Genomic DNA, 19,573 nt, shown 5'->3' with positions numbered 1-19,573 from the left:
CGGCCCGAACCCGGCCCTTGATGCCGAAGCGGAGACACAACGCAGGTCCGGGTTCCTGCTGAAGACCTCTCGGAAAGTCTGAACTCGCAGAGTTCGCAGCGCCGTGGACTGGACGCCGCCGCCGTAGCTGATGCTTCGGAGCCCAGCCGCGGGAATTCCGGTGGTCACGCGGCGGCCTCCAGCACGGAAATCCCGCTGTTCGCGGCCTGGAGGAGCGCGAGTCGCTGCTCCAAGCCGCGGTTGGCCTGCTGCGTGTCGTGGAGCCGGCGGCGCAACTCGGCGGTCTGCGCGTCATCGACGACCCCGGTACGGAGTTGGTCGATCAGCCGGGCCCGGCGCTCCAGTTCCCTCTTCAGGAACTTGATCTGGTCGTCCGAGCCGCTGTTGCCGTTCCGCATCAGCTTGATGACGGCCGCATCGGCGGTCGCCAGCCGGGCCTCCAGGTCGCGGATCTTCACGGCCTGGCCCGCGATCACTCCGGCGGCCCGGGTCTGGTCGCCGCGGAACCGGCGGATGAGGGTTCGTACTCGCATCACTGCGCTCCGTCCTGCTGCTGAGGGATGAGGGGCCAGGAACCGTCGATCACGGCGGCCGGATCGTGCTTCGCACCCGACTTCGCCGGGTCCCTCAGGTACCGCTGGTACGACTCGGCGTCCCGGGCCGCCCACTTCGCCTGCGCGGCGTGCAGGTCATCGAGACCCAAGATCAGCGAGTCGAAGCGCTGCGTACGCAAGGCCTGCACCCAGTCCGGCCGCTGGTCGTGCGGCCGGTGCGCGATGTTGCCCATGTGCCACGCCGCCCGGGCCGACATCAGCGCGTCGTAGTCCGCGCCGTGCGCCGCCGCGTCATCCCAGCCGAGCGCGTACCGCTGCGCGGTGGTCTTCAGCTGGTACGGGCCCTGCTCCTCCGACACTCGCCGGCGGAACGGAGCCGTCTGCTTGTCGAGGACCATCGTGTCGATCACCCGCATCCGGGCGGACGCGTCCGGGATGGTCTCGGTCAGCGGGGCGCCGAGATGCCGCACCGATTCGTGGGAAAGGAGGTTGAGGTCGTAGCTGCCGACGTTGTGGCCGACGATGGGGATCCCGGCGGCGACGACCTCGGACAACGCCTTGACGATCCCGGTGATGCCCTGCTCGGCGGCCTGGCCGTGCTCGGCGGCGTACTCGTCGGTGATGCCGTGCACGGCGATCGCGCCGGGCTCCTGCGGGATACCGGGGTTGATCAGCCAGTTCCGGTAGTCGGTGGGCTGGCCGCCGCCGACGAGGATGAGGGCGCAGGTGACGATCCGCGCGGTCGTGGGGTGCTTGTCGCTGGACTCGAAGTCCAGGGCGGCCATACGGCCGAGGTGCCAGCTCATGCGCGGGCCCCCGATCCGGGCTGCGCGGCCGCCGGCCAACCAGCGGACGGCACGTCGTCCACGAACTCGGCGTCGATCGGGCCCTCGTCCTCGTCGTTCGTGACGGTCAGCCCGCCCGGCTGGGGGGCCAGCACGGCGGGTGCGGGCCGGACCTCGGCAGCCACCTCGGCGTGCGCACGGAGCTGCTCGCGCATGTACTCCGCTGAGGTCGGAACCCACTTCGTCAGCCGGTGCGCGGCCGTCTTCATCCACATGGCCTCCTCGTGTTTCTGCCACGGGGAGTAGGGGGTGTCCGAGCCCTGGCTCATGGCCTTGGCTTGCATCACCTGAGCCCTGTTGAGGACGACTACCTTGGAGGTAGCACCGTCCTTCATCACGGCGTAGGCGTAGACGAGACGGAGCGGCCCCCGGTCGGATGCGTCCCAGTCGATCTCGTGGTCGGGACGCTCGTCCCGACCCGGCGCGTACCGGAACCGGTCGGCCTGCCGGACAACTTCGACGATCACCGAAGACACGGCGCCCGCCCGGTAGATCAGTTCGATCTCGCCCTGGTAGCCGCGGATCCCCTGAACCTCCAGGCGGCCCTTCGTCTTACGGGGGACCAGGTAGAACTGCTCGGTTCCCGGCGTCAACCCGAGCTGCGCGGCGTCCATGAGGGCGCCCATCAACGCGGCCGGATTGTTACGGGCGGCTTCGGTCAGCTTCGGGTCCCGGCGCAGGACGCCGACTGCGAGACGGACGAACGTGTCGGGCTTGACGTGGGACGGCATGACGGTGGCCAGGTCGGCACGGTAGGCCTCGATCATCGCGCCCGGCCCGTTGTCCCTGACTGCGACGGCGTTGGAGATTGTGTTGTCGGTCATCGGGGCTGCTCTCCGAGGTAAGTGCGGGCGATGTCGTGGGCGTGCTCGACGAGCGCCGGGTTCCTGGTGCCGTTGATCGCCCCGGCTTGAGCGGTTGACCGGCCGCAGACTTCGAGGAGGTAGGCGATCTCGCTGACTGCGGAGGCCGGCACGGTGATGGCGCCCCCCTTGCGTTTAGCCCGCGCGACCTTGGCGTTCAGGTCGGCGGCGGCGATGAGCATCTGTTCCGCAGGAGTCATCGGGCGGTCCTTCGGGTGCGGGCGGGAAGGAGCTGGTACGTCCTGCCGTCGCGGACGGTGCGGGTCGCGATCCGGACGCGTTCACACATGGCGCGCTGGCCGGTGCCGATCAGGTCGAGGAGTTCGCTCTTGCAGGCGGTCAGCTCGTCCTCGGCGATCCATGCCGCGTCCTGCGCCGCGTACCACCGGTCGCGGAGCACGGTCGGGATCTCGACGTCCACCGCGTCCAGGCCCTCGGGCAGATCCCGGATCGCCTGGTAGGTCGCGGTGTGCCCGTCGATGGACGGCCGTTCGCCGGCGGCCAGCGTCCGAACGAACTCCGCGCCCGCCTCCCGCAGAACCCGGGCCTCGGCCTCGTCGTACTCGACGACGTACTCCCGGTAGTCCGACAGACCGATCAGCACAGCGACGTGACAGCGGCGAGCACGCAGCACATCGAGGTACCAGAGGCACTGGGCCCGGTAGTACACCGGGATCTGGTCAGTGCCTTCCTCGCCCCAGCCCTCGTCGTCGCGGCTGGTCTTGGCCTCCAGTAGCTCCTCGATGGGTGCCAGGAACCTGGGGTCCTCGGCAGGCCAGAGGTGACGGTCCGGGTTCGCGATCTGCCACGGCCGGCCGATCGTTGCGTACGTCGGAGACGGCGCGACCTTGAACTCGGGGTGCCGCTCCGCGAACTCGTCGCAGATCGTCGGCTCGTGCTTCTTCCCCCAGTACATGACGCTCGTCTCGTCGACGGGCGCCAGGAGTCCCTTCTTGCGGTGCCACAGGGAGAACCGGGACTCGTAGGGGGAGAGGCCGAGGACGGCGGCGATCTCGGAGCCACCGATCCCGGCTGCGCGGGCGGCGTGCCATTCGGGTGAGCCGGCCTGGAACCATCCGAGGACGGTGGGGCCGGCGGCCGGGGCGGTGCTCGCCCCGGCCAGCGCGGTCTCGGTCATCGGCCACCACCGGTGGCGTAGTTCGGCGTGTACGAGACCCGGCCCGGCTCGCGGCGCTCGGTGAGGTAGCCGTGTACGGCGAGGGCCTGGAGGGAGTGCCGGGTGAAGTGGATCGGCGGCTTCGGCTCGATGGCCGAGACGACCCACTGGTGGGCCTTGTTGGTGGTCCACTCCCCGCCGGCGTTGAGGATGTGGTCGGCGAGCCGGAGGGCCCGCTCGTCCAGCCCGGGCCCGGGATGACCGATCAGGCTGGCGAGCTTGGCGCGCGCCGCATCGTCGAGGAGCAGCGCGACCGGGCGCCCGTCCTCGGCGACCGCGTAGACGACCATCTCGGTCTCGCCGCAGAAGCGGTCGGGTTCGATGGAGGTGTCGAAGCGGCGGACGATCAGCGGGTCGGACGGGGTGGGCTCGCCGCCGGTCGTGCCGGTGCCCTTCCCCTCCACCCTGCTCGCGCTGTTGAGGAGCCGGTACAGGGCCGACACGGCGTCGAACACGCCCTCGTTGTAGTCGCTGCGCGCGTCGCCCAGCTCCTGCTGCTCGTACGCAGAGTTCGCGGTCTGAATGGCCTCGTTCAGAACCTCGCGTCGGTGGTCGCCGACGTGGTCGTGGTCGTCACGGGTGCAGCCCACGGAGATGGCTTCGGCCAAGTGCTCGGCGGCGCTCATGCCGCCTCCCCGCGCTGCTCCGGGATGGACCGTTCCTCGCCGAGTACCACCAGCTGCTCGCCGATACGCACGGCCTGCTTGCCAGTCAACGCGACCTTCGTAGCGAGCCGCTCGACAAGGGCCGCGTGCAGTTCCTCGAACGCGAGGCCGCCCGTGGTGTCCAGCTCCATGAACGTGTCGATGAACTCGTCCGAGCGAAGCAGGTCAAGGAGGTCATGCACGTTGTTCGAGACGAGCGGGCTGATGTCGAGGGTGACCGTGATCGGGGTGGCCTCGACGTACAGCGGGCCACGGACGGGCTTCGGGGTGGTCATCGGGTCACGCCCTTCAGGTGGATGCGGTGGGACGGGCGGAGGGAGCAGCGGCGGCAGCGGGTGTGCGGGGTGCTGGTCCAGGAGGGGACGACACGGACCGGGTCCCCCTGGTGCGGGGTCTCGGCCTCGGCGTCGCAGCCGGGGCACGAGTCCTGCATCAGCGCGTAGCCGTGGGCGCACAGCACCAGAACTCGGTCAGCCACGGGGCGCCTCCGCCAACGCCGCGGCCCCGTACAGCGGCACGCGGGACGACGCGCGCTCGACGAGCTGCTGCTCCAGTTCCTCCCGGTCCAGCCGCTCCGCCGCGCCCGCCGACGGAGCAGCAACCTCGTGGAGGAGGTCCCACAGCGTGGTGTCGTCACCTTCGATGAGCGCGTCGAGGACGTCGCTGACGACGTGCGCGGTGAGTGCGACCAGGTCGAGCTCGGCGCCCACGGGGATCGGCTTGACGTAGATGGGGATGGGCCCGGTCACGGGCGGCTGCTCAGACATGGGGCACCTCGGGAAGGTCGTGGCTGACGCGGTAGTCGTGGTGCAGCGGGGAGACGTACGGGTCTTCCGGAGACCGGACCGGTACGAGCGGGCCGAAGTCCCGGGCGACGTCCGCCGCAGGCTCGACCCAGGGCCGCCCGGTAGTCGGGCCGCCGGCTTCGGTCGCGGCGAGCGTCAAGCTGTTGCCGTCGGCCTGCCAGGTGTCGCCGAACCGGTCGCGGTAGAGCATCGGCGCCGGGCGGGTGCGCTCGGCCTCCAGCTCGGCGAACCGGTTTCGGTCTGCCCGCAGTTGTACGGCCGCGTCGGACAGGGCCTCGTTCGTCGCGTGCCGCTCGGCTTCCAGCTCGGCGACCCGGGCCAGCAGCTCGGCAACACGCTTGCGGTGCCACTCCATCTCGTCCCAGGGCGGGCTCATCAGCCAGCAGTGCCCGGCGTGAGTCTGAGGCGTGTCCGTCCACGGTTCGCCGCAGGTGCAGCCGTCGTGCTGGGACGCGAACTTCCGGGCCCGGGTGCACCACGAGCTGTGGGGCAGGACGCATCCCTCACCGTCACAGCCACGAGCCGAGGTCTCCAGCTCGGCCACCCGCGTCTGCAACCGGTCCAGCTCGGCGACCGTCTCCGGGGACATGTGCCGGCCCGCCGCGTCGATCGCGAACGCGATCCCCATCGGCGTCCGGTCCTGCTCCTGAGCCCGACAGATCAAGTCCGCCAGCGAATTCAGCGCCTTCGTGTTCACGCCGCACGCTCCGGGGCCGTAGCCGCCAGCTCCAGGAACGCAACCGCCTCAGCCGCCGTCACACCGTCCGACCAGTCGTCGACGTGCGCCTCCAGACTGAACGGATCCGTCCACGCCGGGCCGCCGTCGATCGACAGGGCCAGGAACCCGATCGCCATGTCCGCGACACAGTTCGTCTTCTGCGGCGAGCCCGTAGCCGCGTGCCGGATCGCACCGACCACCGACATCGGGCGGACGTACATCGGCACGTCGAGACCGTCGCGGCCGAGCGCGTCCAGTACGTAGTCGCCGTGGTGGAGACCGACGCGGGCGATGACCCGGGCGGCGGCCAGGATGGTGCTCTCGACCGTGGCCGGCGGCGTGGGTCGGACCGGGAGGGCGACCAGGACCGTACGGCGTGCGCCGTCCAGCAGGTCGGTGGGGCTAGGCTTGTGGTTCATGGTGTTCCTCGATCTCTTCGGGTTGTGAGGAATGCCGGGGTCGTGTGGGCCGTGCCAGGCCCCGCGACCCCTCGGTCTGTCAGGGGTCAGGCGGCGGCCGGCGCGGAGCCCGCGGGCCGTGTGCGGCGCTTGGCCGGGTTGGTGAGGATCGGCCGGAGCTCGTCGACGTGTGCCGCGTCCGGTGCAGGAGCCTCAGCCACGCGCTGCCGGATGTAGGCGACGTACTCGGGGCCGAGCCGGGCGATGCGTTCCGCGCGGCTCATGCGGCGACCTCTTCGATGAAATCGTCGACGGTGCCGCCGTACGTCCGCTTGAAGACGAGCAGGGTTTCGACGAGCGGCTTCGACCGGTGGTTCAGCAGCTTGCTGACGTGCGGTTCGGAGAGTCCGGTCCGCTTCGCGATGGCGTACTGCGTGGTGTCGCCCCGGGTGTGGGCGGCCTGCTTGAGGTTTGCGATGTGGAGTCGGTACTTCATGGGTCACCCCCCTCGGTTCTGCCTACCTAGACGATTCTGCCTCGGTAGGCAGAACTCTAGGCACAAGACACCCTGCCTAGCAAGCAAGGTTGCCTGCTGTGAAAGTAAAGATTCGAAGGGGAACGCATGTTCGAGCGCTGGAACACGCTGCCCCAATGCCTCCACCTGGCCAAACGCGCACCCTTGCTTGCTAGCAAGGGTGCTGCACCTTCCTACCTGGGCAGATACCGTGCACGCATGCGGAGTGAAGAGACGGTTCGACAGCGGTTCGGCAGGCTGATCGCCAACGCCGCCCGAGCCACGGGCAGGTACGACCTCGACGGCCACGGCGGCAAAGCCGCGCTTGCGCGCGCCGCCGGCCTCTCAGAAAGCACCATGGGCCGCGTGCTCAGGGGGGAGGCCATGCCCGACCCACGCTTCTTCGAACCCCTCGCCAAGGCAGTCGACGTCAACGCCATCGACCTCCTCATCGCGGCCGAAATCCTCTCCCCTGAGTCCCTGTCAGCCCCTGCGCAATCTCGGGCAACAGGGGTAGGCTCACGTTCAATCACTTTGGATGAAGCAGCCGATGCGCTGGGCATTCAGACCGCGGTCGGGCGAGAGCTCTTCACCGCGGCAGTGGAGCGGCTGCAACGTACGGAACGCACAGAACGCGCCACCGCCGACGACGACGGAGGCGCGGCAGCACACGCATAGCGGGGGTACGGATGGAACAGACAGAAACCACAACAACCCGGGCCCGCGCGGCCGCCGCAACAGCCGGCGTAGTCATGGCTTTCTCCTCCAGCGTCGTCGCCTACGGCATCGTCGACAGCAACACCCCCGCCTCCCTCGGCGGCGGCCTCGTAGGACTTGCGTCCGCCGCCATGATGCACCTCGCCATGACCCGAACCTGGAGCGTGGACGCCAGAGATGAACGGCGACTCCTCGAAGACGAACGCCGTCGCCTCGAAACCGCCTGTCAGCATGCCCACGACGAACGCACCCGCTACCTGGCCCTCGGTGCCGCCCAGGCAGAAGAGCACCGCCGTCGCATCCGGGACCTCGAAGCGGACCGGGTTGCGAATCAGCACGCGCTTGCGGCAGCCAAGGCCGCCTTCGAGGAGAAGTTCGAGGGACAGCGCGAGGCCCTCATCGTGGAAAGCATGGAGACCGGGGTACGCCTGTACCTCGCCGGCCTCCACAACGCCCCGCCCACCACCTCCGAGGCGAAAATCATCCGCCTCCCGGGACAACAGCCCACCCGAGACCGGGCCGCTGCCCATCCCGCCGACGCGGCTAATCAGCCTGCCCGCGAGCGCGAGGCACGACACCCCTGAAGCCGGGCTCGCCGTACCACGACAACCGAACCCGGTCCGGCGTGAGACGTCGTGCACCCTGCGTCGCCGACCGGTACACCCGAATCGTCACCACCCGGCGAATCACCGCACGCCGCTGCTCCAGCTCCATGTCATCCCACGCCTCCGACACATCCGGCGCCCCGATCAGATTCCGCAGGACCAGCGGCACCCCCTGCGGGCCCTGCGCCTCCTGCCTGGCCTTTGCGATCAACGGCATCAGCTGCCGCTCAAGCGCGGCCAGAGACGCCACGCTCAATGCCGGGGCCCCACTCTCGTCGAACTGGCTGGCCATCTCGCGCGCCTCGTCGAGCTGCCGCTCCAGGCTGACCAGCCGGTTCCGCGCTGCGTCGGCCGCCGCCTGTGCCGGCTTCTCCCTGAACCCAGCGGCGTACACGGGGTCCTCCAGCCGCGATACAACAGCCTCTGTGACGGCGTCATGCAACATGGCCTCATTGATGGACACGTGGGCCTTCAACTCGCAGCGGTACGACCACGACTTACCGTTGACGTACGGCCGCATCACCGGCTCGGCCCCCTCCCCGGCCAGCTCCGGGTGCAGACCACACAGGGCGATCCCCGAGAGCAGGTGCCGCGGCTCGGAGTCCTGACCCCGAGCCCATGTCCTGTCCTCCTGGTCGAGATACGCCTGTACCGCCTGGAACTGGGCGGGCCGGATCAGCGCGGGCCACGTCGCATCGCAAAGCTCGCGGCCCCGGAAAACGCGCCGACCGATGTAGGCCGGATTTCGGAGCACCCCCAGCACGAACGTGCGGGTGATCGCCTTGCCATCCCGCGTGTACCAGCCGTCGTCGCCACAGCGGACTGCGATGCCGCGGATCGACCGGTGTGCCTCCGCCTCGTCGAACAGACGGCGGATGAGCGGCGACCGCTCAATGTCCTCAACCTGGTCGATCAGGTCACCGGTGTCCGGGTCGTAGCGTCGCCGGTAGCCGTCCAGCGTGCGGCCGTGCGGCTTGCCTGCCGTCGCGTTGATCCTGACGGTGCGCAGGTTCCGTTCCCGGATCATGTCGCCCTCGGACTCGGCCTGAAGGGCGTCCTGCGCGGTCAGTTTCCGGTCGGTGGCGGTGCTGAGGTCGTAGATCATGCCGTTGTAGCAGAGCAGGACGTCAGCCTCGGCGCAGGCGTTGCGCAGCCGAACGTACACCTCAAGGTCGCGGTAGTAACGGGAGGCCTCATAGGCGACGACGAGACGGACGCGCCGCTCCTTGATGCCGGTCAGCATCTCGTCGAAGTCGTCGCGCGCCTTGTGGGCGTATCGGGTGGCGGAGACGCCGGTGTCCTTGAACTCTTCGACGACGGGCCAGCCCCAGGTGTCTGCGAGGTCGCGGCCGTCGTGAAGTTGGTCGCCGACCGACCGGCCGCGCTTCTTGGGGTCGCGGCTGCTGCGTCCGTAGAGGTAGCAGGGGAACGGGCCCTGGTGGACGAGGTGCAGGTACTCCGGGGCGATCGGCATGGGCCGAGGATAGCGTCAACCTACGTGCTGTAGAAGGTTGTCCCCGGACAGCACGCACACCGTCGCCGGCGCCCGAGGCCCCGTGCCGACCTCCTCGATCAGGTCGGTCAGCGCCGCGAACGAGGCGGGGAACGCCGCCCAGTGCTCCAGATCGCTGCGCCGGCGCAGATCCTCCCCGATCCGCGCCCACCGAGGCCCCCGCTCCCCACGGCACAGCGCGGCGTTCCACGTCTCGGCGTCGTGGATCAGCGGCGGCATCAGCCACGGCAGCGAGGACCCGATCAGCAGATGGTCGTAACCGCCATGCCCTGCCAAGGCGTTCTCCCGCAGCCACTGCTGCTCCGCCGGATCGAGCATCGCCCGCCCGTCCTCCGCCAGCACCCGCGCGGCCCGGGTGTCCACCATCAGCAGCCGTGTCCGGCCGAAGTCGCGCCGGTAGCTCCAGCGCACCGTAGCCGGATCGGCATCCGCCGCGGAGGCGAAGGCCTGTAGGACGTCCGTACCGTCGCGGGTCTGCCGTACCGCCTCGTACACCGCGTCGGTCGCCAGCTCGGCGGGGGAGAGATTGCCCAGGTGCTGGTACACCCAGTACGACATCAGGCCGCTGAGCACGCGCTCCCGCCACCACGGGGTGGCCCGCATCTCCGCCAGCCAGGCCGCGCTCGTGTTCCAGTCGTCGATGACGTCGTGGTCGTCGAATATGTGCAGGCTGGGGACGGTCGACAGCAGCCAGCGGATCTCCGGGTCGAGCCAGGACTCGTAGTAGAGCCGCGTGTACTCCTCGTAGTCCGCGACCTGGGCACCGGGAGGTTCCCGCAGATCCCGACGGGCGGCGAGCCACGCCCGGGTCTCCCGCGACAGCGCGTCCGCGTACACCTGGTCGCCGAGCAGCAGCAGGACGTCCGGCCGCACCGCCTCCGGGTCTGCGGCCAGCCGCGCGGCGAGGGTGTCGAGCGCGTCCGCGCCGTGCGGCCCCCGCCGGCCCGCGGGCGGCGCGGCCTGTCGGCAGGAGCCGAAGGTCACGCGCAGCCCGGGCCCGGGCCGGCCGGGGCCCGTCACGGCCGGAGCGGTGATCGTGCTCGGCGGGAAACCGCTCTCCGGCAGCGGCCACACCGGCCGGTCGTCGAGCAGCACTTCGTAGGCCGTGGTCGCGCCAGGGGTCAGGCCGGTCACCGGGACCAGCGCGTAGTGGTGACCGGCTATTTGGAAGGTGCGCGCACTGCCGCCCGACCCGTCCGCGCACCGCACCTCGGCCGTGCACGGGCGGTCCGCCTCGATCCAGATCGTGGCCGACCGCCCCGTGTCCCAGTCGACGTGGCGCAGCAGCGGCCCCAGACGCAGTCCGGCCATGCAACTCCCCCTCCTCCGTAGCCCCTTCGATCACGGTACGACGGGTAGGGGGAGCGACGCCTCCCCCTGACGGGGAAAGATCGGCGGCCGGCTCGGTGCGCGGCCTCAGTGGCCTCGCCGGCGTGAGCCGTGTCAGTGGCCTCAGCAGCCGTTGAGGGTGTTGACCAGGGCCGTCTTCTCGCCGGAGTCCATGCTCAGACCGTAATACTGCTTCACGTTGACCCACATCCGTGCGTACGTGCAACGGTAGGCCGTCCGCGAGGGCATCCACTTGCCGGGGTCGAGGTCGCCCTTGGCCTGGTTGACATTGTCGGTGACCGCGATGAGCTGCGGGCGAGTGAGGTCGTTGGCGAACTGCTGGCGCTTGCTCGTGGTCCAGGAATTGGCGCCGGAACGCCAGGCCTCGGCGAGCGGGACGACGTGGTCGATGTCGAGGTCGGAGGCGGCGGTCCAGGTGGCGCCGTCGTACTCCGAGTACCAGCTTCCGCTCACGGCGGCGCAGGCCGAGTCCTGGACGACATTGACGCCGTCCCGCTTGAGGACGGTCTCGCGGGTGTTGCAGCTGCCGGAGACGGTGCTCCAGTGCGGGAAGAGGTCGCGGCTGTAGCCGCTGGTGGAACCCTCGGTCTTCGGGGTGACGGTCGCCAGGTAGGCGCGGGCGGCCGAGGCGCTGATGGGGGCGGGCGGCGCGGCCTGGGCGGCGGGGGCGTTGAGGAGGGAGGTCAGCGCGGCGAGGGACGCCGCTGACGCGAGCACGCCAATTCGACGCGCGTAGATGCTGGGTATGAGTGCCATGAGGGGCTCCCTGGGTGCGGGGGGTGTGGCCGTGCGGCCCCGGCGGGGCGTGGCCATCGTGGCGGCGCCGGGTATCGCGGGGATGGGCGCCAGGTGACAGCCTGGCGACATGGGCACGTCACATCAAGTCAATCAACGCCCCTGATTTAATCGGAAGTTGATATTCCGTAATCGTGTGAGGGTGGTGCGATGGGGGTGTGAGCGGGGTGTGAGGGGGCCGGGGGAGGGATGCGGGAGGGATGGGGGTGTGCCGCCGAAGGTGGTTCGGGGTGGTTCGGGGCGGGTGCGAAGGGGCGCGAGAGGGCGAGGTGGGGGCGACGGTCCATAGGGCCGGCCGTGGGCGTCGCGTATCCTGTTCGGAGCAGAAGGGGAGTAGCTCTTCGCCGGACCGTCGACATACTGCTGGGTCACCCCAGCCGGCGCCCGGAGGCAGGCCGCGTACAGCGGCAGGCCAGCGAGACCTTCGGCCGCAGTGTCCTGTTCAGCGCAGGCGCGTTTCGTACGCGCACGCGCAAGCCAGGGCGCCGCCGAGCCGAAGCGACCCCTGACACAGCCCAGGTCTCTCGGTCCCGATGGCGCCCTGCCCGACCGATCGAGGTTTCACCCCCGTGTTCAGCTTCAGCATCACCGCGATCGCCTTCGGCGTCGTCTTCCTTGCCGAACTCCCCGACAAGACGGCCCTCGCCGGCCTGATGCTCGGCACCCGCTACCGCGCCTCCTACGTCTTCGCCGGCGTCGCCGCCGCCTTCGCCGTGCACGTCGCACTCGCCATCGCCGCGGGCAGCGTCCTCACGCTGCTTCCGCACCGGCTCGTCCAGGCCGTTGTCGGCGTCCTCTTTCTTCTGGGCGCGGCCATGCTGCTCCTGAAGAAGGACGACGGGGACGAGGAGGTCAAGCCGCCCGCCGACCAGTCCTTCTGGAAGGTGTCCGGGGCGGGCTTCATGCTGATCCTGGTGGCGGAGTTCGGCGACCTGACCCAGATCATGACCGCCAACCTCGCCGCCCGGTACGACGACCCCGTCTCGGTCGGCATCGGCGCTGTGCTCGCCCTGTGGGCGGTCGCGGGCATCGGCATCCTGGGCGGGCGGACCCTGATGAAGTACGTGCCGCTGCGGCTGATCATCAAGATCGCGGCGGCCGTGATGGCAGCGCTGGCCGCGTTCTCCCTGTACGAGGCGATCGCGGGCTGAGTTCGGGGAGGGAGGAGTGGGGTGGGGTGGGGGATATTGCCTTGCGGGCGGAGAACGTACAGGTCAGGCTCGTGCGCGTGACCGACACCGCTTCCTTCGCCGGGCCTTCCTTCGGCGGGCCTTCCTTCGATGGCCAATCTTTTGCCGGCCCCTCCTTCGGCGGCCCTTCCGCCCGCCCTTCCGTCCGCCCCTCCATCAGTCCCTTCGTCGAGCCCGCGCTTCTGGCGGAGCCCGTGTCTGCGGCTGCTTCGGCGCCGGTGCCCGCGTCCGTGCCCATGCCCGTGGCTGGGTCCGCGCCCGCGTCCGTGCCTGCTGCTGTGTCCGTCGAGGAGCGGAAGTTCGGCTGGTCCAACATGTTCGTCCACCCCGACGAGGACACGCGGACCGACGGCGGATTCCAGGGCGAGCGCGCCGTGCTCGCCGGATATCTGCGCGACCAGCGCCTGACGCTGGAACTCAAGTGCGCGGGCCTCGACGCGGAGGCTTTGGCGCGGCGCTCGGTGGAACCGTCCAACCTGTCCCTACTGGGTCTCGTACGCCACCTCGCCGGCGTCGAGCAGTACTGGTTCCGGCAGGTCATGGCGGGCCAGGAGGTACGACGGCACTACCGCTCGGAGGAAGACCGCGCGGGGGACTTCACCGGCGCGGTGGCAGACCCGGCGGTGGTCGCGGACGCGTGGGACACCTGGCGTGCCGAGGTCGCCTTCGCGGAGCAGCTCGTGGCGGAGGCCCCCAGCCTGGACGTCGCGGGTGGTGGCGGGCATGACGGCGAACCGATGGAGCTCCGCGAGGTCCTGGTCCACATGATCGAGGAGTACGCGCGCCACAACGGCCACGCGGACTTCCTGCGGGAGCGCATCGACGGGCGGGTCGGGCAGTAGGGGCAGTGGGGGCAGTAGGGGCGGGAGCTGCTGGGGCGGCATCGGGGAGGGTTCGGGGGTTTCCCGTCAGTCTCATCGTGTCTCCGGGTCGGGCCGGTCCCTCAAGGGCGCTCCTCCTTCGTCGTCGCGTCGCTTCGCGATGGCCTTCGGCCACCCTTGACCGACCGTCCCGCCCCGGAGAAACGAAAGACTGCCGGGAAGCCCCCGAAGGAACGGGCCGGGAGACGAGAGGCCATCGGGGCGGTCGGAGAGGCCCGGCCCCGCATTCCGGCGAGTGGGGTCCTGGTTCCCGGTGGCCCCGTTCCGGCGAGCGTGGTCCCGGCGGCCCGGTTCCGGCAGACCGTTCCGGCGAGCGTGGTCCCGGCGGCCCGAGTCCGGCGAGCGTGGTCCCGGCGACCCGAGTCCGGCGAGCATGGTCCCCGGTGGCCCGATTCCCGCAGCCCGGTTCCGGCAAGCCCGGTTCCGCCGAGCATCATCCCGACGCGGCGTCGGCCCGGCCGGCCTCGGCGGCACAGCCTGCGGCATCCGACGGGCGCCCGCAGGCTGTGCCGCCGAGCGGTCGCCTCGCCGACGTGGGAGCCGTTCGGGGTCAGGCCGCCGGGTGGAGCGTGATGGTGATCGAGCCGTCCGGGGTGGCCGTGACCTGGAGGGCGGTCAGGTCCGGGACGTGGGCCGTCGGGGCGTGGGCGGCCGCGCGGGGGCCCACGCCGATCACGCGCATGCCTGCCGCCCTGCCCGCGGTGATCCCCGCGGCCGAGTCCTCGAAGACGATGCAGTCGGCCGGGTCCACGCCCAGTGCGGCGGCGCCCATGAGGAAGCCCTCGGGGTCGGGCTTGCTGGCCTGGACGGACTCGGCCGTGACCCGTATCTCGGGCATGGGCAGGGCGGCGGCGGTCATCCGGGCCGTGGCGAGGGCCGTGTCGGCGGAGGTGACCAGGGCGTGCGGCAGGCCGTCGAGCGCGGCCATGAACTCCGGGGCACCCACGACCGGGATCACGCCGTCGGTGTCGGCCGTCTCGCGGGCCAGCATCACCGCGTTCTCGGCGTGGTTGACCTCCATGGGGCGGTCCGGCAGCAGGACGGCCATGGTGGCGTAGCCCTGGCGGCCGTGGACCACCTTCATGGCCGCCTGGGGGTCCAGCCCGTGGGAGACCGCCCATTCGTGCCAGCAGCGTTCGACCACCGCGTCGGAGTTGACGATCGTGCCGTCCATGTCCAGGAGCAGGGCCTTGGCGGTGAGGGCTACGGGTGCGGTGGTGGTGCTGGCCGGCATCGGCGGGGCTCCAGACGGGGCGGGAAAGAGAACAAGTGGTTCCGTCCACCGGTCAGGGAATGAGGACGGAACCACTTTGTTCCATCACGATACAAAACAAAGGGCGGTCCGCGCCACCAGCGGACATGTGACGCTCATCCCTCCAGTGCCTTGCGGGTCACCGGCCCGTAGAAGCCCCATTCCTGGTCGTCGATGCCCCTGTCGTACTGGAACTCCGACACGGCGTCCTCCACCCGCCAGTCGAACCGGCCGTTGATCCGGCCCCGGTACAGGCCCTGTGCCGCCAGCAGCCGCTGGAGCTTCTCCACCTCCGAGCCCGAGTCCCCGTGCCGCAGGGTCGGGGCCTGCGGCGTGGGCGGCGGGCTGGAGGAGCGGATCGCGCTCGGGGAGGGGCTGGGAGACGGGGGCGCGGAGGTGCGGGACGCGCTCGGTGAGGGGGAGGGGGACGCCGACTTCGAGGCGCTCGGTGACGGGGAGGCCGAGGGGGACGGGCTGCCCTTGGTCGGGGACGGACTCGCGGAGGGCGCGGCCGGGGCGGCGCTCGTCACGGGCGCCGAGGCCTTGCCCTCCAGCAGTACGGCATCGGTTTCGGTGGAACTCGGGAGCGCCCACACCGCCACGGCCGTTCCGCTGAGGGCGACCACCGCGGCGGCGCCGATCAGCAGCGCGAGCGGCTTCCGCGCGGCCGGGCCGGTTCGCTTCGCCGGGGCCGTTGCGGCGGCGTACGTGCGGCCCGCTGCCGGGATCGCCCGGAGCTGGACCGTCTCGGCCGGGTTCGGCGGGTACGCGGGCCCGGCGGGTTCCGCGGGCCACGGCCCGTCCTGCGGTGGTACGGGTATCCCGTACGCCGGGGTGTCGTCGTCCACCGGAACGGGCGCCGGGTGCGGGTCCGGGGCCACCGCGCCGGACACCGGCTGCGGGGACACCGGGGTGTCCGGCTCGCCGGGGTCGGGCAACGTCACGTACGGGCGGATACGCAAAGGGTTGAAACCCACACCCGGCACGCACCCGCAGGCTGCGCCGGTGGCGCCGCATTCTGGACAGTGCTGACGGCTCACTGGACTCCCTCCCTGGCTATTGCCTGCGATTATGCAGACCCGCAGGAGCCGTCCCAACCGCCCGAGAGGCCATAACCGGACACACCGCTCAGGATGGAGACGTTGATCCGGCCTGAGGAGGTATCGATGGCTCAGGATGTGACCGCGAAGGGCCCGGGCCCCGTTCCCGACCCGGACAGGACCAACCCCGCCGGCGAGCACGCCTCCCGCGAGGTACTCGTCTCCATCGGAGCGCTGCTGCTGGGCCTGCTGATCGCCGCGCTCGACCAGACCATCGTCTCCACCGCCCTGCCGACCATCGTCAGCGACCTCGGCGGCATGGCGCACCTGTCCTGGGTCGTCACCGCCTACATGCTCGCCTCCACCGCCGCCACCCCGCTGTGGGGCAAGCTCGGCGACCAGTACGGACGCAAGCGGCTCTTCCAGTACGCCATCGTCCTCTTCCTCATCGGGTCGGCGCTGTGCGGGATCGCCCAGGACATGCCCCAGCTCATCGGCTTCCGTGCCCTGCAGGGCCTCGGCGGCGGGGGACTGATCGTGCTGTCGATGGCGATCGTCGGCGACATCGTCCCGCCGCGCGAACGCGGCAAGTACCAGGGCCTCTTCGGTGGCGTCTTCGGTGCGACCAGCGTGCTGGGCCCGCTGCTGGGCGGCCTGTTCGTGGACAACCTGTCGTGGCGCTGGGTCTTCTACATCAACCTCCCCATCGGTCTCGTCGCGCTCGTCGTCATCGCCGCCGTCCTGCACATCCCGGCCCGCTCCTCGAAACACACCATCGACTACCTCGGCACCTTCCTCATCGCCTGCGTGGCCACCTGCCTCGTGCTCGTCGCCTCCCTCGGCGCCACCTGGGGTTGGGGCTCGGCCCGGATCATCGGCGTCGCCGTCCTCGGCGCCGCACTGCTCGTCGCTTTCCTCCTCGTGGAGCGCAGGGCCACCGAACCGGTACTGCCGCTCGGCCTGTTCCGCATCCGCACCTTCACCCTCTGTTCGGCGATCAGCTTCGTCGTCGGCTTCGCGATGTTCGGCGCGATGGTCTACCTGCCGACCTTCCTCCAGGTCGTCCAGGGCGTCTCACCGACCATGTCGGGCGTCCACATGCTGCCGATGGTGATCGGCATGCTGCTCACCTCCACCGTCTCCGGCCAGATCGTCAGCCGGACCGGGCGCTGGAAGGTCTTCCCGATCGCGGGCACGGCGGTGACCGCGCTGGGCCTGCTCCTGCTGCACCAGTTGCACCGCACCAGCTCCACCTGGGAGATGAGCGTCTACTTCTTCGTGTTCGGCGCCGGCCTCGGCCTGGTCATGCAGGTGCTCGTCCTGGTGGTGCAGAACGCGGTCAGTTACGCCGACCTCGGCGTCGCCACCTCCGGTGCCACCTTCTTCCGTTCCATCGGCGCCTCCTTCGGCGTGGCCATCTTCGGCACGGTCTTCACCCATCAGCTCGACGACAAGCTGGCCGCCTCCCTGGCGGGCGTCACGCTTCCGGCCGGTGCGAGCGTCGCGCAGCTGGAGGCGGACCCGCGGGCCATCGCCGCGCTTCCCGCCGATCTGCGACCCCAGGTGCTCGACGCCTACGCGACCGCGATCACCGACGTGTTCCTCTACGCGGTGCCGGTCGTCCTCATCGCCTTCGTGATCGCCTGGTTCCTGAAGGAGGACAAGCTCCGCGGGTCGGTGACGGCTCCCGATGTGACGGAGACCCTGGCCTCCAACCCCGTCCAGCGCTCATCCCATGACGAGGTCGCCCGTGCGCTGTCGGTCCTCGGTACCCGCGAGGGCCGCCGGCACGTCTACGAGAAGATCACCGAGAAGGCGGGCTACGACCTGCTGCCCGCCTCCAGCTGGCTCTTGCTGCGGATCAAGAGGTACGGCTCGGTGGAGCCCGCGATGCTCGCCGAGCGCACCAATGTGCCGCTGAAGGTCGTCACGGACGCCGCGCGCCAGATCGAGGAGCGTGGGCTCGCCGTCCGGGACGGGCTGCCGCTGGTCCTGACGGACCAGGGGCGGGTGAGCGCCGGAAAGCTGGCGGAGGCCCGGGAGGAGTCGCTCGCCGAGCTGCTCGGCGACTGGTGGGGACCGGAGCGCCCGACCGACCTGGTCAAGCTGGTGAAGCAGATCAACGCGGAGTTGTGCGGGTCCGACGCGGAAGAGCCCTACGACGCCTTGCCGCGCCGGGACCACGCCGCCCACTAGGCCGTCGCCACGGGGTCGAGGTTTCCTTCCAGGACGGTCTGGATGATCTGAGGGCGGTCCCAGAGGGCCAGGATCTCGTTGGCGAGGGCCACGACGGTCAGGGGGTCCTGGTCGCCGTACGCCCTGATGGACGCGGCCGACAGGCTTCGGGGGACGGCGCCGGCGTCCAGGAGGACGCGCCAGTCCCGCGGGTCGAGCGCCAGGAACTCCAGGCCGGTGAGCTCGGCGATCTCCAGCGGGTCGGCGAGTGTGCCGGCGTACGCGGAGAGGGTGCGCAGGCGGGGCAGCCCGGCGACCGGGGCGAGGCTGAACGGTGGGCCGTCCCACACCCCGAGCGACAGGACCTCCAGGCCGGGGTGCGCGGCTTCCCGCACGCTCCGGATGCTCGCGTGGTTGACGTGGGCCACGAGCGGTGGTTGTGCTCGGCGGCGTCGACTCCCTTCCGCCTCACGGTCCAGGACCCAGTCGGTGAGGGACTCGGCCAGCAACGCGGCGCCGACGCTCTCCTCGTGGCCGATCAGGATGATCTGCCCGACGTGTCCGCGCGGGCCGGGTGTCAGGTCGACCGCCAGTCGGTCTCCTCCGCCGTTCTCTCCGAAGACGATCCACCCAGGTGATCCGACGACGCCTTGTACGGCTGCGTCGGGCGGAGTGTCGACCGCCTCCATGGCCGCGAACTCCCAACTGCAGTCGCGGGTCGAAGCGTCGGCGGTGTACAGGTCGTCCACGGAGGAGAGTTCACAGCGCACCGCCTCGAAGACACCGTCCGCCACCTCGTAGGCGTTGCCCCAGTCCTCCCACCGCGCCCGCGTCACCCGGTACAGGACCTTGAGTTCCTCGGGCAGACGGACGCCCAGGCGGGCTTCGGCGGAGGCGATTTCGTCCTCCGTCGCGCCGATGGCGTCGGGCAGCCGCTCGCGCAGCGTCCGCTCCAGCAGCTCCAGGTCCGCGGAAGGGGCCGGCCCCGCTCCGGGCATCGGATCGGGGAGGCGACGCCAGGGCTCGGGAAGAGCGCCCTCGACCAGGAGGAGCGCACCGGGGTGCGGGCCTCCGATTCCGGTTTCCACCGCCGGGCTGGGTCCGATCAGTCGCAGCACGGTCGTCCCGGTCGGTTCGATCTTCGCCGAGAACGAGACGTCGTCGACACCGGCCTCCGCCAGCGCGGCCCGCACCCGTTCCACCGCGTCGAGCTCGTCCCGTACGTCCTCGGTCCGGAGAGCCCGACCGGGCGGTGGCACCGGGTGCGGGAGGGCCAGGCTCCAGCCGCTTCGCCCGATGCGCCCCGCCACGCGAGCGGGCCCGGTACCGGCCGTGTCCGCCTTGGCCGCCCACAAGAGCCTCAGTACGGGCTCCCAGGTCGCGAAGTCACGTATCGATCGCCCGGGAGATTGTTGATCAACCATGCGCAGACCGTACGCGGGGCGACCGACATCCGACCCGCGCCGCTGCGGAATCCGCGGTCACTCTCCCACGTGGAATATCCACAAGGCCAGG

The 19,573-nt window shown here is 70.5% G+C and carries 23 protein-coding genes and 1 pseudogene; 5 read left to right on the top strand and 19 right to left on the bottom strand.

Features of this window, described 5'->3' with window-relative positions; genetic code table 11:
* Positions 1-164: 164 nt before the first annotated feature.
* The 13 genes from ACGFYY_RS38315 to ACGFYY_RS38255 all read right to left on the bottom strand — a co-directional run bounded on the left by ACGFYY_RS38315 (position 165) and on the right by ACGFYY_RS38255 (position 6,522).
* The gene (locus ACGFYY_RS38315) at positions 165-533 is read right to left on the bottom strand and encodes a hypothetical protein (protein WP_393716746.1); all 369 of its coding nucleotides are present in this window, start codon (positions 531-533) and stop codon (positions 165-167) included.
* The gene (locus ACGFYY_RS38310) at positions 533-1,360 is read right to left on the bottom strand and encodes an exonuclease domain-containing protein (protein ID WP_393716744.1); all 828 of its coding nucleotides are present in this window, start codon (positions 1,358-1,360) and stop codon (positions 533-535) included. Before ACGFYY_RS38310 ends, ACGFYY_RS38315 begins: the two co-directional genes overlap by 1 nt.
* Positions 1,357-2,223 carry a recombinase RecT gene (locus ACGFYY_RS38305; RefSeq protein WP_393716742.1) on the bottom strand — a complete coding sequence of 289 codons (867 nt, stop codon included), beginning with the start codon at positions 2,221-2,223 and terminating at the stop codon, positions 1,357-1,359. The genes ACGFYY_RS38310 and ACGFYY_RS38305 overlap by 4 nt, the downstream gene beginning before the upstream one ends.
* On the bottom strand, positions 2,220-2,462 hold the full coding sequence (locus tag ACGFYY_RS38300; protein ID WP_393716740.1) for a hypothetical protein: 243 nt from the start codon (positions 2,460-2,462) through the stop codon (positions 2,220-2,222). The genes ACGFYY_RS38305 and ACGFYY_RS38300 overlap by 4 nt, the downstream gene beginning before the upstream one ends.
* Positions 2,459-3,400 (bottom strand): YqaJ viral recombinase family protein, encoded by a 942-nt coding sequence (locus ACGFYY_RS38295; protein WP_393716738.1) that lies wholly within the window; start codon positions 3,398-3,400, stop codon positions 2,459-2,461. The genes ACGFYY_RS38300 and ACGFYY_RS38295 overlap by 4 nt, the downstream gene beginning before the upstream one ends.
* The gene (locus tag ACGFYY_RS38290; protein ID WP_393716736.1) at positions 3,397-4,065 is read right to left on the bottom strand and encodes a hypothetical protein; all 669 of its coding nucleotides are present in this window, start codon (positions 4,063-4,065) and stop codon (positions 3,397-3,399) included. The genes ACGFYY_RS38295 and ACGFYY_RS38290 overlap by 4 nt, the downstream gene beginning before the upstream one ends.
* Positions 4,062-4,379 (bottom strand): hypothetical protein, encoded by a 318-nt coding sequence (locus ACGFYY_RS38285; protein ID WP_393716734.1) that lies wholly within the window; start codon positions 4,377-4,379, stop codon positions 4,062-4,064. Before ACGFYY_RS38285 ends, ACGFYY_RS38290 begins: the two co-directional genes overlap by 4 nt.
* Complete coding sequence (locus ACGFYY_RS38280) at positions 4,376-4,582, bottom strand: hypothetical protein (RefSeq protein ID WP_393716732.1); 207 nt, start codon at positions 4,580-4,582, stop codon at positions 4,376-4,378. Before ACGFYY_RS38280 ends, ACGFYY_RS38285 begins: the two co-directional genes overlap by 4 nt.
* Positions 4,575-4,871: a hypothetical protein gene (locus ACGFYY_RS38275; RefSeq protein WP_393716731.1), complete on the bottom strand. Its 297-nt coding sequence runs from the start codon at positions 4,869-4,871 to the stop codon at positions 4,575-4,577. Before ACGFYY_RS38275 ends, ACGFYY_RS38280 begins: the two co-directional genes overlap by 8 nt.
* Positions 4,864-5,538 carry a hypothetical protein gene (locus ACGFYY_RS38270; protein WP_393716729.1) on the bottom strand — a complete coding sequence of 225 codons (675 nt, stop codon included), beginning with the start codon at positions 5,536-5,538 and terminating at the stop codon, positions 4,864-4,866. Before ACGFYY_RS38270 ends, ACGFYY_RS38275 begins: the two co-directional genes overlap by 8 nt.
* 65 nt (positions 5,539-5,603) lie before the next feature.
* Positions 5,604-6,047: a hypothetical protein gene (locus ACGFYY_RS38265; RefSeq protein WP_393716727.1), complete on the bottom strand. Its 444-nt coding sequence runs from the start codon at positions 6,045-6,047 to the stop codon at positions 5,604-5,606.
* Between the two features lie 86 nt (positions 6,048-6,133).
* On the bottom strand, positions 6,134-6,310 hold the full coding sequence (locus tag ACGFYY_RS38260) for a hypothetical protein (protein WP_393716725.1): 177 nt from the start codon (positions 6,308-6,310) through the stop codon (positions 6,134-6,136).
* A complete protein-coding gene (locus ACGFYY_RS38255) occupies positions 6,307-6,522 on the bottom strand; it encodes a helix-turn-helix domain-containing protein (protein WP_393716723.1) in 216 nt (71 codons plus the stop codon). The genes ACGFYY_RS38260 and ACGFYY_RS38255 overlap by 4 nt, the downstream gene beginning before the upstream one ends.
* Before the next feature lie 237 nt (positions 6,523-6,759).
* Here ACGFYY_RS38255 and ACGFYY_RS38250 point away from each other — a divergent pair, with 237 nt between their 5' ends.
* Both ACGFYY_RS38250 and ACGFYY_RS38245 read left to right on the top strand, forming a co-directional pair.
* Complete coding sequence (locus ACGFYY_RS38250) at positions 6,760-7,218, top strand: hypothetical protein (RefSeq protein WP_393716721.1); 459 nt, start codon at positions 6,760-6,762, stop codon at positions 7,216-7,218.
* Positions 7,219-7,292: 74 nt separating this feature from the next.
* The gene (locus ACGFYY_RS38245; protein ID WP_393716719.1) at positions 7,293-7,841 is read left to right on the top strand and encodes a hypothetical protein; all 549 of its coding nucleotides are present in this window, start codon (positions 7,293-7,295) and stop codon (positions 7,839-7,841) included.
* Here ACGFYY_RS38245 and ACGFYY_RS38240 read toward each other — a convergent pair.
* The 3 genes and pseudogenes from ACGFYY_RS38240 to ACGFYY_RS38230 form a co-directional block, all read right to left on the bottom strand.
* The gene (locus ACGFYY_RS38240) at positions 7,801-9,336 is read right to left on the bottom strand and encodes a recombinase family protein (protein WP_393716717.1); all 1,536 of its coding nucleotides are present in this window, start codon (positions 9,334-9,336) and stop codon (positions 7,801-7,803) included. The genes ACGFYY_RS38245 and ACGFYY_RS38240 overlap by 41 nt on opposite strands.
* A gap of 39 nt (positions 9,337-9,375) precedes the next feature.
* Positions 9,376-10,686, bottom strand: a pseudogene (locus ACGFYY_RS38235) (alkaline phosphatase D family protein); the annotation flags it as partial.
* A 141-nt stretch (positions 10,687-10,827) separates the two neighbouring features.
* On the bottom strand, positions 10,828-11,472 hold the full coding sequence (locus ACGFYY_RS38230) for an HNH endonuclease family protein (protein WP_365270056.1): 645 nt from the start codon (positions 11,470-11,472) through the stop codon (positions 10,828-10,830).
* Positions 11,473-12,089: 617 nt separating this feature from the next.
* On the opposite strand from ACGFYY_RS38230, the gene ACGFYY_RS38225 reads away from it, so the two are divergent.
* Positions 12,090-12,671, top strand: a complete 582-nt coding sequence (locus ACGFYY_RS38225; RefSeq protein ID WP_393716715.1) for a TMEM165/GDT1 family protein — start codon at positions 12,090-12,092, stop codon at positions 12,669-12,671.
* Between the two features lie 353 nt (positions 12,672-13,024).
* On the top strand, positions 13,025-13,552 hold the full coding sequence (locus ACGFYY_RS38220; RefSeq protein WP_393716748.1) for a DinB family protein: 528 nt from the start codon (positions 13,025-13,027) through the stop codon (positions 13,550-13,552).
* A 589-nt stretch (positions 13,553-14,141) separates the two neighbouring features.
* On the opposite strand, the gene ACGFYY_RS38215 is transcribed toward ACGFYY_RS38220, so the two are convergent.
* A complete protein-coding gene (locus tag ACGFYY_RS38215) occupies positions 14,142-14,825 on the bottom strand; it encodes an HAD-IA family hydrolase (protein WP_393716713.1) in 684 nt (227 codons plus the stop codon).
* Between the two features lie 134 nt (positions 14,826-14,959).
* The gene (locus ACGFYY_RS38210; protein ID WP_393716711.1) at positions 14,960-15,787 is read right to left on the bottom strand and encodes a peptidoglycan-binding protein; all 828 of its coding nucleotides are present in this window, start codon (positions 15,785-15,787) and stop codon (positions 14,960-14,962) included.
* Positions 15,788-16,009: 222 nt separating this feature from the next.
* Here ACGFYY_RS38210 and ACGFYY_RS38205 point away from each other — a divergent pair, with 222 nt between their 5' ends.
* Positions 16,010-18,079 carry a DHA2 family efflux MFS transporter permease subunit gene (locus tag ACGFYY_RS38205; protein ID WP_393716709.1) on the top strand — a complete coding sequence of 690 codons (2,070 nt, stop codon included), beginning with the start codon at positions 16,010-16,012 and terminating at the stop codon, positions 18,077-18,079.
* On the opposite strand, the gene ACGFYY_RS38200 is transcribed toward ACGFYY_RS38205, so the two are convergent.
* On the bottom strand, positions 18,076-19,482 hold the full coding sequence (locus tag ACGFYY_RS38200; RefSeq protein ID WP_393716707.1) for an SMI1/KNR4 family protein: 1,407 nt from the start codon (positions 19,480-19,482) through the stop codon (positions 18,076-18,078). The genes ACGFYY_RS38205 and ACGFYY_RS38200 overlap by 4 nt on opposite strands.
* Positions 19,483-19,573: the final 91 nt, after the last annotated feature.

It is taken from the genome of Streptomyces sp. NPDC048331 (assembly GCF_043201215.1).
Lineage (GTDB): Bacteria > Actinomycetota > Actinomycetes > Streptomycetales > Streptomycetaceae > Streptomyces.
This window is presented reverse-complemented; position numbering and strand designations above follow the sequence as displayed.